The organism is Olivibacter sp. EAT-5 (genome assembly GCF_044784325.1).
GTDB lineage: Bacteria > Bacteroidota > Bacteroidia > Sphingobacteriales > Sphingobacteriaceae > Olivibacter > Olivibacter oleidegradans.
In genome coordinates this window covers 4,143,428-4,155,177 of the sequence record NZ_CP173028.1, presented here as the reverse complement: position 1 = coordinate 4,155,177, position 11,750 = coordinate 4,143,428, and the positions used below count along the sequence as shown (strand labels likewise).

At 39.0% G+C, this 11,750-nt stretch carries 11 protein-coding genes; 7 read left to right on the top strand and 4 right to left on the bottom strand.

Translation table 11 applies throughout. The annotated features are described in order from the left end of the window. Positions 1 to 203: 203 nt before the first annotated feature. Positions 204 to 3,374 carry a carboxypeptidase regulatory-like domain-containing protein gene (locus ACH11B_RS17185; protein WP_377609322.1) on the bottom strand — a complete coding sequence of 1,057 codons (3,171 nt, stop codon included), beginning with the start codon at positions 3,372 to 3,374 and terminating at the stop codon, positions 204 to 206. 281 nt (positions 3,375 to 3,655) lie between these two features. Here ACH11B_RS17185 and ACH11B_RS17180 point away from each other — a divergent pair, with 281 nt between their 5' ends. The 3 genes from ACH11B_RS17180 (at position 3,656) to ACH11B_RS17170 (ending at position 6,293) form a co-directional block, all read left to right on the top strand. After that, the gene (locus ACH11B_RS17180) at positions 3,656 to 4,927 is read left to right on the top strand and encodes a retropepsin-like aspartic protease (RefSeq protein WP_377609324.1); all 1,272 of its coding nucleotides are present in this window, start codon (positions 3,656 to 3,658) and stop codon (positions 4,925 to 4,927) included. A gap of 76 nt (positions 4,928 to 5,003) precedes the next feature. Next, a complete protein-coding gene (locus tag ACH11B_RS17175) occupies positions 5,004 to 5,426 on the top strand; it encodes a GNAT family N-acetyltransferase (RefSeq protein WP_013666348.1) in 423 nt (140 codons plus the stop codon). Between the two features lie 15 nt (positions 5,427 to 5,441). Continuing rightward, positions 5,442 to 6,293: a retropepsin-like aspartic protease gene (locus ACH11B_RS17170; protein WP_013666347.1), complete on the top strand. Its 852-nt coding sequence runs from the start codon at positions 5,442 to 5,444 to the stop codon at positions 6,291 to 6,293. An 80-nt stretch (positions 6,294 to 6,373) separates the two neighbouring features. Here the strand turns inward: ACH11B_RS17170 and ACH11B_RS17165 are convergent, their stop codons facing one another. Beyond that, on the bottom strand, positions 6,374 to 7,807 hold the full coding sequence (locus ACH11B_RS17165) for an MFS transporter (RefSeq protein ID WP_377609326.1): 1,434 nt from the start codon (positions 7,805 to 7,807) through the stop codon (positions 6,374 to 6,376). A gap of 130 nt (positions 7,808 to 7,937) precedes the next feature. Between ACH11B_RS17165 and ACH11B_RS17160 the strand changes: the two genes are divergently transcribed. The 3 genes from ACH11B_RS17160 to ACH11B_RS17150 all read left to right on the top strand — a co-directional run bounded on the left by ACH11B_RS17160 (position 7,938) and on the right by ACH11B_RS17150 (position 9,513). Continuing rightward, on the top strand, positions 7,938 to 8,324 hold the full coding sequence (locus tag ACH11B_RS17160) for a winged helix-turn-helix transcriptional regulator (RefSeq protein WP_377609328.1): 387 nt from the start codon (positions 7,938 to 7,940) through the stop codon (positions 8,322 to 8,324). 65 nt (positions 8,325 to 8,389) lie between these two features. Next, on the top strand, positions 8,390 to 9,214 hold the full coding sequence (locus tag ACH11B_RS17155) for an SGNH/GDSL hydrolase family protein (protein ID WP_377609330.1): 825 nt from the start codon (positions 8,390 to 8,392) through the stop codon (positions 9,212 to 9,214). Positions 9,215 to 9,324: 110 nt separating this feature from the next. Next, positions 9,325 to 9,513 carry a hypothetical protein gene (locus tag ACH11B_RS17150; protein ID WP_013666343.1) on the top strand — a complete coding sequence of 63 codons (189 nt, stop codon included), beginning with the start codon at positions 9,325 to 9,327 and terminating at the stop codon, positions 9,511 to 9,513. A 71-nt stretch (positions 9,514 to 9,584) separates the two neighbouring features. On the opposite strand, the gene ACH11B_RS17145 is transcribed toward ACH11B_RS17150, so the two are convergent. After that, positions 9,585 to 10,871: a hypothetical protein gene (locus tag ACH11B_RS17145; RefSeq protein ID WP_377609332.1), complete on the bottom strand. Its 1,287-nt coding sequence runs from the start codon at positions 10,869 to 10,871 to the stop codon at positions 9,585 to 9,587. A gap of 123 nt (positions 10,872 to 10,994) precedes the next feature. On the opposite strand from ACH11B_RS17145, the gene ACH11B_RS17140 reads away from it, so the two are divergent. Then, the gene (locus ACH11B_RS17140) at positions 10,995 to 11,228 is read left to right on the top strand and encodes a hypothetical protein (protein WP_377609333.1); all 234 of its coding nucleotides are present in this window, start codon (positions 10,995 to 10,997) and stop codon (positions 11,226 to 11,228) included. Between the two features lie 155 nt (positions 11,229 to 11,383). Here ACH11B_RS17140 and rpsO read toward each other — a convergent pair whose 3' ends face one another. Beyond that, entirely contained in the window at positions 11,384 to 11,662 is a 279-nt protein-coding gene (gene rpsO / locus ACH11B_RS17135) for a 30S ribosomal protein S15 (RefSeq protein ID WP_013666341.1), read from the bottom strand. Positions 11,663 to 11,750: the final 88 nt, after the last annotated feature.

Genomic DNA, 11,750 nt, shown 5'->3' with positions numbered 1-11,750 from the left:
TTCGTTCAGTGATGCGTTGGTCGTCTTAAAAAACGCATCCATTTTTAATTATTAGACTCTTATTTTGCCACAAAGGTAAATAAAAAAAGCCATCACTTTATAGTGTGGCTTCTGTAAAATGTATAGGGATTTGACCAATCGGACCCTCATTATAACTATGGGCTCGATCGGCCATAAAAGCTTCTTAATATTTGTATTTGCAATTAAAATCCATAACGTACACCTAATTGGAATTGGTAAGGATTTCCTGAAGGATTCACAATGCCTGTATTGTTTACACGGTAGTTATACTGTTGCGTTGCTGCATCAAAACCAGTCAAGGCATACAAAGCTTGATTTCCTAAAGATTCGTTTGCTCCCCAAGTCTTTTTAAACAGATTAGCGACATTAAAAATATCACATGATAATTCCAAAGAGTGTGTTTTGTAGAGCATAAACTTTTTTGTTACCCTTAAATCAATCACTCCATAGAACCCATTAACACCACCATTTCGCTCCGCAATCTTACCCGAATACTTGTTGATATAATCCTTTAAACTTTGGCTTGCTTCCGGATTATCCAATAAAGCTTGTAAACCCGTACGTATCTGTTCGGCAGTGCTCGGGTCGTTCCGATCGAAAACGAACGCTAAGTCATTGTCATTGGTAACAAAGTCACCATTGGTATTACCACCAGCCAGAAGACTGTAGCGGGTACCTGCAACACCGGAATAACGAATGCCGATATTGAAACCATGGAAACTAGGTGAGGTACCATAGAAAACCACCTTATGCCTAAACTGACTGTTCGAATAACTCATCACGCTAAGATCACGCGGATCATCTTTCACCGGAAGGGATAAGGTCGCTGAATTTGCCACATTTCCATTATAAGATGTATTATCCTTGGTATCATTCCATGTATAGCTTACCGATATCTCTCCATCTTTAAAGTATTGATAGGTACCGTCAACCACCACCGCAAATTGATTTACTTTCCCTTCGCTATTCAATTCGAGCACGCGGCCAAAGCGTTCACTAATTCGCCCGGCTTTCCAATCGGCAGCTCCATTAACGATGGCCCTCGCTGGTACATACACGCCACGGTTATCTTCGTTACTTAAGCGAAAAACCGGATCAGCCACCATATTACGATCTACATACATATAGTTATTTCTTCCTAATGTAGCATAGCCTGTCACACCTACTTTCAGTTTATCGGTAATAAAACGGGTGTAAGAGATGTTCCCCTTGTAAACAATTGGAATTTTTGCATCTGACGAATAGGTATTAATGGTTGGCACCTGGTAGTCTGCATAAGTCGGAATAGTAGACGGGTCATTTCTATAGGCAATGAAATCGGGCCTTAATATAGAAGCATCCCTTACATCCACCGTAGCAAAATGTCGACCATCAAATGTTAAATTATTAATGGTCATGTAATTATTGATATCCGAAGCAAAGACACCTGCTCCTAGGCGAATATAATCCCTATGTTCCTCATTAACATCCCAGGTAAACTGGAAGCGTGGCTGTATTACAAAAGATTTCAACTTATGATCGGTACGTACGCCTAAGGCATCGTATAATTCCTGGTTTAAAGGTGATTTTGGATAATGCCCGTAATCCACACGCAAACCGGCCATCATTTCCAGACCTGTGGCTAACTTTGTTTGCATTTGTCCGTATATACCTGCATTAAAAATCTTTCCAACAACAGTTGGGTCTGCTACCAAAGGGACTTCACGATAGAACGCATAAGGAGCGAGATTATTAAAATTCTCTAAAGCCGTAGCTCCGGGGGTAGTCTCCGTTGCCGCTGTTGGCCTAAATTGGAAACGTCCATTCACCTCACTACCATATAATGATTTGGCATGCGTATACATCAAGTCGACGCCAAATGTATAATTGATTTTATCGGTATTATAATAAATGTTATCGATCAATTGAATCACATTATTTGTAAACCCTTCTTGCGCAAAGCGATGGCCACCTAATTGAATGTTGGTGAACAAGTTGTCTTCGCCAACCTGGGAAGCCACGTTTTCAACAATAGCACGTGGAATATTGGCTTCCGGTAATTGACTACCCGGACTACTTTTTTGATGCGTATATAAATGCTGTACCTTCAACTCATTTGTAAGTCGAGGACTTAGTGTTGTACGTAAAGTAGCCAAAAAGCTATTGTCAATATTCTTATCATCTCCATAAGACTCATACAAATTAATTCGCGTGTTATCGGCTAAACCTAATTTATTTCGGTCGTTGGTATAGTTATCACGGATTGTTAATAAGTTACGATCATTCAACTGCCAATCAATACGAGCAAAAACAGCGTCGGATCCTCTTTTTTTACCGAAAGAACCGTATTGCGGACCAGCACCTAAACCGTATTTTGAACGACCGATTTCGACAAATTCATCCAATGTCGATTGTGTAACATTAAAACGTCTTTCATCTGTAGGGGAATTGATATCTGCAATAATTAAAGGTCTTGCGTCCCGCTGATGATCCCAAGCTACAAAGAAGTGAACCTTATCTTTAACAATGGGCCCTCCCAAGGTAAAACCATATTGATAAGTAGAAAAATCATCGTTGCGTTTATTGCCACGGATGTCATAAGGACTCGATAACCAGTCGGCACGCATGTAATTCCAGGCACTACCACTCAGTGTATTCGTACCAGCTTTGGTTACAGCGCTGATAGTACCACCTCCAGCGCGCCCCAATGTAACATCATATTGATTGGTCACAACTTTAAATTCGCGTACCGCTTCAATGGAAATTGAAAAGGGTGCACCGCTTCGACTGGTTGTAGATCCCGCCGAGGTGGGATTCTTCGAATTCATCCCATCAATTGTAAAGTTGGTTGATGAGCCCAATTGCCCGGCGATGCTTCCTCCACTTGCCAAGGGCGATAAATCGGTAAGGGAAGTAAAATTCCTCCCATTAACCGGCAAGCGGGTCACATCCTTAGCACTAACCGCGGTTGCCGCTCCCAGATTCTCAATCTTATCCTTCAAACCGGTGGCAGCAGTTATTTCTACCGCATCTAAGTTTTGGGAAGATTCAGCCATTTTTACACTAATACGAACCACATCTCCCTGATTGAGGGTATACCCTGTACGGATTTGCTCGCCATAACCTATAAATTGTACACGTACCGTATAGGGTCCTCCCAGTGGCAGTTCTTTAAAATTGAAATCACCGCTTGTGCTGGTAGACGTTTTTGTCGTAAATCCGGTTGATTCATTTCGCACCTGAACCGAGGCACCCGCTATGGGTTGATCGGTTTCGTCACTGACTTTTCCGGCGATAGAGGCTTGCGTAGTCTGTGAAAGGATCGGCTGTTTAGCAATTAAAAAAATAAATAGTAGAAGAATTAGCTGTTTCATCTCAATTTTTTGCGATATAGTATTCGACAAAACTATTCTCTCTGTGTTAATTCTTTAATGCTTTTATATTAACAAATCATCAGCGCGATTTAGACGAGTCAGCTCTTTTGGCTGTTTACATCAGTATAACCGCTCAAGCACTCAGCAGGATCCGCTGCTAGTTTCTCAACCGATAACCTCTTACTTTCGCTAATTCGTATCAGAAAAATTAGCGACTTATGCAACCTTTTAGGGTATTTCTACGTCTTAAGGCAATTAGTTCAAAACATCGATTCAAGGCAATGAAAACACAATGGCTCTCAGTTTTTTTTCTCTCCCTTAGTAACTATGCACTCGCTCAACAGACGGGAACGTCAATTCTTGAAAAATTTCTTCAGGAGAAAGACTTTTTAAAACTAGAAGCAAGCTACAGACAACAAAAGGACACGCTTTCTGAACTCAACAGCCTATATTACGGAGCATTTATTGACAATGCTTCAAACCGCTGTACACAATCTGCGAAAAAAATTGAAAGTCTACTAAAATACCATAAAAGTGAACTGACACCGCAGACTGCACCTCCATTATTAAACGTACAGATGGACAATTTCGTTAAATTGAATGCGTATCGCAAAGCGGCAAAAGTGGGCGAGCAAATCCTTGCCTCTTATAGCACTTTTTTAGACTCAGCCAAAGTTGCCGATTTGAAAAATACAATAAAACTATGGCGTGCACTGGAGAATGTCCCCCCTCAGCAGATTACGAAAGTAGAAAGTCGTGTAAAATGGACGAGAGACAAAATAGGGTTAATGAATATTCCAATCCGCATAGGAAATCAAGTGAGCGATTTCGTGTTTGATACAGGCGCGAACTTATCTACTATTAGTTTAAGTTATGCGCAAAAGCTGAAATTGAAAATCATAGCAACAAGCATCGATTTGGGAAGTAGCACTTCCATACAAAACCAAGCTATGCTCGCCATTGCACCAAGTATTTTTATTGATAAAACTGAGTTAAAAAATGTGGTTTTTTTAGTTCTTCCTGATAAAAACTTGCAATTCCCTCAACTCGACTTTGCTATTCACGGGATTATCGGATTTCCGGTAATGAACCTTTTACGGGAAGTACAAATTGCACGAGATGGCCAATTTTATATCCCTCCATCTGTTTCTAACAATGTTGGTCAAAACCTATTCTTAGACGAGCTAACTCCGGTTATTCAATTGCAAGTAGGAGATGACACCTTACTTTGCCACTTCGACACCGGAGCAATGAAAACAGAGCTCTTTAAAAAATATTATGATGCTAACAAATCAAAAGTGGAAAGCGAAGGCAAGATCGACAGTATCGGTAGAGGCGGCGCAGGCGGTGTGCATAAAATTGAGGTCTACAAAATACCTTTGTCAACTTTTACTATCCAGGGCAAAAAAGCGGCACTTGCTAATTTGCCGGTGTTAACCGAATCTGTTGGCGACTTTGATGCGCATTTTTATGGCAACATCGGTCAAGACATTATAAATCAATTTAATAAAATGACTATCAATTTTCAATCTATGTATATAGACTTCAATTAACCAAGTCCCCAAAAAAACAATAGCTTTATAGCCCTCCAATTGCTTATTAACAACCCTTTTGTTAAGTTTGAAAAAGATGAAAGCAGATAACTATTTAGTTGACTTTGGTGACCTTGATCCCATCACTTATATTCACCTACGAACCGCAAGCGGCTTAAGTGCCAAGACATTGGAAGCAGCTCAAATAGGATTGGCAAACTCAATTTGTTCGGTAATCGCGTTAGATATCGATAATAATCAACCGGTGGGTATGGGACGTATTATTGGCGATAAAGGATGCCATTGCCAAATCGTTGATATTTGTGTACTTCCCTCCCATCAGAAAAACGGATTAGGTAAGCGGATTATGAAGAAACTAAAAGAATATATAGACAATGCATTGCCTGCTTCTTGTTATATTAGCTTAGTGGCAGATGGCGACGCTTATAAGTTATACGCTCAATATGGTTTCGAGGAGGTTTGGCCTACATCACGAGGAATGGCCCTCTTAAAAAAATAAGTATTTCCGCATAGTATGAAAAGAATCCTGATTTTATTATTGTTATTAAATGGCTTAATTGCTCGATCACAAACAAAAGACATTCTTCCTTTTACGTTGACTTCTTCCGGACACCTTGTGATCGAGGCAACGGTGAATGGCATTAAAGGAAAATTCATCTTCGATACCGGTGCCGGCCTTCATCTGTTTTTTAAAGATTTCGCCAAAAAGCTGCAAGTAAAAGATTCTTATAATATCTTCGTCGCTCATCGGGCAACCGGCGAAGCTATAACAACACCAATTTATTATGCCAAAGATTTAAGGATTGGCAATCAACTATTCGAAAATCAAATTTACAGTACGTTCGACTTAACGCTGGATGGGATTGATGGTTTGATTTCACTTCAAGCTTTTCAGAATACTCCCATTACCATTGACTATAAAAATAAGACAATCTCTTTAGGCGAGCTGGATATAAAGGATAAAAAAAAGTATATTGATATTCAAATAGCAAACCATGCAGATAAGGCTTTAGATATTTTCACATATGTAACATTGAACAATAAGATAACGATCCAAGTGGCGCTGGATGCGGGAGCGGGTCAAAACTCATTTTGGATTCACTCAAAATTCATGAAAACACTTGCGTTAGATAGCAATCAGTTTGAGAGCTATGCTAAAAAAAGTGAATTTGATTCACTTAAAACCAATCGATTTTTTATCGGTTCCATTGAGTCAATCAAAACAGCAAATAATACCGCCCATATAAAAGCACCGAAGGTATCTTTTGTAGAAGGTCTGATTTATGAAGGTAAGACCAGCATTGACTGGTTGGGCAAAAAAATAGCCATTAGTCTTCCTGAAAAGAAGATTTTTATTCTAGAGTAAATGCCGCAATATTCATAGCTATCATCAATGTATCAACTCCATTCAACCGATTACGTTTTGGTGGTATACAATATAGATTATTAACTACGTGACGGACGCGACGGGAACAAGGAGCATATTAAGGCAACAAACACCAATAGCAATATATTCGCTATTGTCGTTATGCTGTATGCCTGAAAGTAGGACGCTTCGGCCTCCCTGTTGTCTAACACGCTGAAAAACAATCCGCCAACAACACCTACACCTAGAGCAATCGAAATTTGTTGAACGGTTAAATAGAGTCCTGATGCTGCGCCTGCAAATTGCGAAGCAATGCTCTTAAGTGACATGGTGAACATGGTTGGTAGCACCGAACCACAACCCAGCCCATAAACAAACAACACGGGGAGAACTTTCATCGTCTGCAGATTACCGTCTCGTAGCACCAAGAGATGCAAGAAAAGAGAACCAATCATACAGGAAATCCCTCCTATTAACACCCATTTACCAAAACGTTGTACCAGTTTTATTGAAAGAAAGGAAGCAATGACATATCCGAGGCCTTGGAATACGAAATAAAGCCCGGTCATCGAAGAACTTACATGAAGGCCCTTTTGAAGATGCATCGCGTTGATAAGAAAGTAAGAATCTTGCACCATATAATAAAAAATCGCAGCAAATAACCCAATAGTAAAATACTTGTTACTAAATAAATCGAAACGGATCAGTGGCTCCTTCTTTATTCTCATACAATGACGTTGATCATAAACAAAAATCAAGAATATCGGTATGGACAGAATCAATAAAAAGATGCTCCATTTGGGCCAATTTAGTTCGCGCCCTTGGATAAGCGGGTAAATAAAAGCGATCAAAGCCAACATAAGAAGCACAACCCCGGAAAAGTTAAAGGTTGTTTTCTTGTGCGTTTGAGCAGTCTTATCTATTGATGGCCTCTCTTTGTCGTTATACAGAAAACGATAAGCCATATAAGAGGCAACAAGACCAATTGGAAGATTAATCAAGAATATAAGACGCCAGCCAGCAACAAAGAAATGGGTATCTGGTAATACACCGCCCAAAAATTGTCCGATGACGGATGCCGTGCCCGCAATACTGCCATAAATACCTAGAGCTTTCTCTCGCTCTTTGGGATCCGGAAAAAGCACCGGTATAAAAGCGACACCCTGAGGGACCATAAAAGCAGCACTTATTCCTTGCACCAATCTACTTAGATTTAACTGCCAGGCACTTTGAGCAAAGCCGCAAGCACAGGAAGCGATGGTAAAAATTAAGATACCCGCAATGAATACACGCTTCTTTCCAAAATAATCACCAGCCCTACCTCCCGTTATAAGAAACGACGCATAACCAATAACATACAATACGATTACCAATTGAATATCACCGTCCGATCCTCGAATCCCCTCTTTAATGGAGGGTACGGCAACGTTTACGATAAAAAGGTCGATGACAGATAAAAAAATCGCTGAGGAAACAATGAGAAGAAGAAACCACTTATTAATCATTCTATTCATATAACAGTTTTTTGAAGCTTTCTATTTTGTATGTTAAGCCTATTAGATTGCTCTTATTTACTTATCTTTAGAAATCGAAAGTGAGGGATTTCAGCGTATTACACAAGTAGTTTGGTAAGCGATACTAAGTATGGAAAAGAATACTATTATTAATAATGAGCATCTTGAAAATGAGAAAAAAACAAGTTCGAAAGAAAATAACTGTGCCGTGACAAATGTTTTTAAGGTAATTGGAGGAAAATGGAAGGTTTTGCTTATTAATGCTATTTATAGTAACTGCCCTAAAAGATTTGGAGAATTGAGACGGGAAATGGAGGAGGTTACGCAAGCAACATTAACCACCCAGTTACGCGAATTGGAGCGTGATGGCATTATTTGCAGAAAGGCTTACGCTGAATCACCTCCACGTGTCGAATATAAGTTAACAGATCTTGGAAAAACACTTATGCCTGTTATCCGGTCGTTGGAAGATTGGTGGCATGCTTACACCAACTGTAGGGACATACACAATGAATAACATCTCAACCTTTATCGGCTTAAGTAAAAAACGATGCACCTAAAACTGAATCAATGCGATTATATATGAAAAGATTTCTGACTCTTTTGATGGTGTTTACTATCTATTCTTCCTTTACAAAAAAAGAAACGGTATGGTTAGCCTTGGGCGATTCCATTACCTATTTGAACGATCATTTAAACGAGACGGGCAATAGGGTCCATAAAGGCTATATGACTTATGTTACCGAAAAAAAGCCGTCTCTTCGTTATATTAACCAGGGGCATAATGGATGGACTACTGTACGTATAGCCCAGGAGATTGAAAACCTCGGATTGGTGAAAGCAGATGTCTATACTATTTTTTTAGGCACGAATGATTGGTGGGCGGGGCTCACACTTGGTTCATTAAAGGACTATCAGCAAGGAACAGGAAATTCGACTGTATTTGGAGCATTTAAAACAATAACCGATAAAATCAAACAGTTAAATCGCAAAGCGGATATTATTCTAATTACTCCCATGCAACGAACAGATTTCGTCTACATTAACGATATGCATAATAATGCCTGGGGCTCTTACAAAGAGAAAAACGGACAGCATTTAGAGCAATTTGCCAACGCGATCATTAGCATCGGTAAACTGGAAGGATTCAAGGTAATAGATTTATTTCATAATAAGCAACTTGATTTAGCAAATTTAGTCCATTATAAAAGACTTAGGGATAAAACTAACGGCGCCTATAAAAATTTCAAATATCCTGATTATATTAACATTCCTTTTAATGCTGACGAAGATGAATACCCTTATCCGCCCCAGTCTATTAACATGACCTACGATGGGTTACACCCTTCGGACCGAGGCAATCAGCTTATTGCGGAGCAGTTATTAAGTATATTTAATGATCTATAATAATCTCTAGCACAGAGCATAGCAGCTGTTTTCACGTTGTATTTTTTAAAAAAGAATCAACATTACCAGCCGAAAATTGTTCATAAGCTAACAACATCAATCAAAATAGTATGGACCAAGTATATAGTAAAGAACAAATTCAGGAAATTGCCGATGCAAGGCTCAATCAGCATAAGCCTGAACTTTCAAAAGGTAAACCATTTTCTTTCGAAATAGAAATCGGTAAAAGAAAATACAACGTCTCTTATCAACAGGATGACGAAGGTATTTGGAAATTTACAGACTTTAAAGAGGCTTAACGTATAAGGTCGGGGTTAATTGTTGCACAAACTCCGTAATGAAATATTTTGTTGGCAGTTTAGCAAAGGCGTTAAAATGCTTTATAAAGCATTTTGCTTGAATTCGACAGTTTGATGCCTTTGACTGAACCGGTACCCATAAAGGTATAAGCCATGCCAACAATTTTTGCATTCTTTGAAATTAAGGGCGCCTCAAAGGCTTTTTCATTATTTACATGAAACTGTAATACTTTTCCGTCCGATCTGCAAGCTACTTTAACCCAATTTGAAAGATCAGCACCAAATTTGGATAGATCTGTATATTTGCCCGAGATCACGGAATCGACTGTCATTAAATTCAAGTCTGATACACATCCTTTTATAGAAAGTGGAATGGCAATGGGCATTGCATCAGTGATAAGAAGAATATGAGAAAATTGACAGGCAGAACTGCCGTCATTAAAAGCATTTTTAACTTGAACTTCAAAAGAAAAATCACTCACTGAAGTAGGTTCAAAGTTTCCTACATTAAAAAATTTGACGACAGGTGGATTCGGGAGTAAACTTATTTTAGATTGTTCGACAATCCTAGCAGGTATACTTAGCTGGTTTTTATTGAGGTACCACTCCTTCTTTAAATAGATAGGTATCGGTTTACGGTCAATCGTGGCTAGCCAGCCATCAGTAGCAACTAGCAAAGGATGTTCCTTAACAACTTGGCCTCCAATGCTCAGCTTCGCGGTGTAATAACCCGGCTCATAATAAACTGCGGTGTGTGTATTTCCGTCCTTAGGGACCTGAACTCGTCGGTTTGCATCCCAAGTCTGCTGTATAAAGACCGAATCAACGATTGCCTTAGAAGCATCGTAAGTAAAAATGACCGAATTGGGAATACTTCTTGTGAGTGGTTTGCTACTAAAGGAAAAATCTTTTTCAGATAATGTAAAATGACTGGTTTTTGCCTTTTCTTCTTTTCTGTTCAAAAACGAAAAAATCACAAATAAACCAACTAATACCATTAACGACGAAAATATCAGCCTTGTTCTGAACTTTGAGGCATTCCTTTCTTTAGGCGGTGATGTTGGTGTCTCCTGCTTTGTTTGTTCATCATATTGTACCACAAAGGCTCGCCAATTTTCATAATCAATAAAATTCACAAGTGCATCTAACGTCGATATTGCCGGCTTTCCGTCATAACGGACCCTTCCCCAAACGCGTTTTAGGGTACTTGCGCTTAATAATACATTTGTTTTCTCGTAGATTAGATTGCTCAGTTTTTCGAAATCAGCGTTAGACCAATGTGAGCCATCACCCCAACCGACTTTCTTTTCGATCAAACGTAAACAAGCCAGCCTATATCTATCTTTATTTTCTATCATTTATGAAAAATGGCCGTATTTGAACAAGGTTGAACGAACTTGAATCGATCTTGGTTCATTCGTCCAATTTTAATCTTAATAAATTGGCCTTCATAAGACAAAGTTATTGAAAGATACCAATTTATGCGTAATATGATTAGAAGTTATTTTAAAACCGCTTGGCGAAATATCATCAAACACAAAGTGCAGAGCGCCATCAACATTTTGAGCCTTTCTTTGGGCATTACTTGTTACCTACTCATTTCGCTATGGCTATCGGATGAACAGGGCAAAGACAATTTTCACGAACAGCAAAGCAAACTTTACACTACCTACATAACTTCAACCGCTGCATTGCTTACCATTCCATTCAGGTAATTCAAGCGGCTAGCGCTAAACCGGTGACGTCTCTGCGTGAAGAATAAGATTCCGATCGGTTAAAATGAACACATTAGCAAGTGTATCCACAATCTGTTTAAACAAAGAAGCCATTACGTTACACGTAATGGCTTCCTCGTTCTTTTTACCAAAAGTTATTTTATAATATCTCTCAGTTCCAAAGCTTTGATAATTGCACGGTATCTTTCGATATCTTTCTTATACAAATAAGACAATAAGGAACGACGTTTACCTACCAACTTCTGCAAAGCTAACTGAGTGGAAAAATCTTTACGATTCTTTTTCAAATGTTCAGTTAAATGAGCAATACGTTTAGTAAATAATGCTACCTGTCCTTCGGTAGAACCCGTGTTCTTAGCATTTCCTGCAAATTCTGCGAAAATCCCTTCTTTGTACTCTTTACTTAAATACATTACCTGAATAATATTAAAGCGTTAATAAAAAAATTAATTGGCTGCAAAGGTAGTACAAATACGCCTGCTTTCCAAATAAAGCAGTAAA

Excerpts from the sequence above, each read along its gene's own strand:
- ACH11B_RS17185 (WP_377609322.1), bottom strand. The coding sequence starts at position 3,374 with ATGAAACAGCTAATTCTTCTACTATTTATTTTTTTAATTGCTAAACAG.
- ACH11B_RS17180 (WP_377609324.1), top strand. The coding sequence starts at position 3,656 with ATGAAAACACAATGGCTCTCAGTTTTTTTTCTCTCCCTTAGTAACTAT.
- ACH11B_RS17175 (WP_013666348.1), top strand. The coding sequence starts at position 5,004 with ATGAAAGCAGATAACTATTTAGTTGACTTTGGTGACCTTGATCCCATC.
- ACH11B_RS17170 (WP_013666347.1), top strand. The coding sequence starts at position 5,442 with ATGAAAAGAATCCTGATTTTATTATTGTTATTAAATGGCTTAATTGCT.
- ACH11B_RS17165 (WP_377609326.1), bottom strand. The coding sequence starts at position 7,807 with ATGAATAGAATGATTAATAAGTGGTTTCTTCTTCTCATTGTTTCCTCA.
- ACH11B_RS17160 (WP_377609328.1), top strand. The coding sequence starts at position 7,938 with ATGGAAAAGAATACTATTATTAATAATGAGCATCTTGAAAATGAGAAA.
- ACH11B_RS17155 (WP_377609330.1), top strand. The coding sequence starts at position 8,390 with ATGAAAAGATTTCTGACTCTTTTGATGGTGTTTACTATCTATTCTTCC.
- ACH11B_RS17150 (WP_013666343.1), top strand. The coding sequence starts at position 9,325 with ATGGACCAAGTATATAGTAAAGAACAAATTCAGGAAATTGCCGATGCA.
- ACH11B_RS17145 (WP_377609332.1), bottom strand. The coding sequence starts at position 10,871 with ATGATAGAAAATAAAGATAGATATAGGCTGGCTTGTTTACGTTTGATC.
- ACH11B_RS17140 (WP_377609333.1), top strand. The coding sequence starts at position 10,995 with ATGCGTAATATGATTAGAAGTTATTTTAAAACCGCTTGGCGAAATATC.
- rpsO (WP_013666341.1), bottom strand. The coding sequence starts at position 11,662 with ATGTATTTAAGTAAAGAGTACAAAGAAGGGATTTTCGCAGAATTTGCA.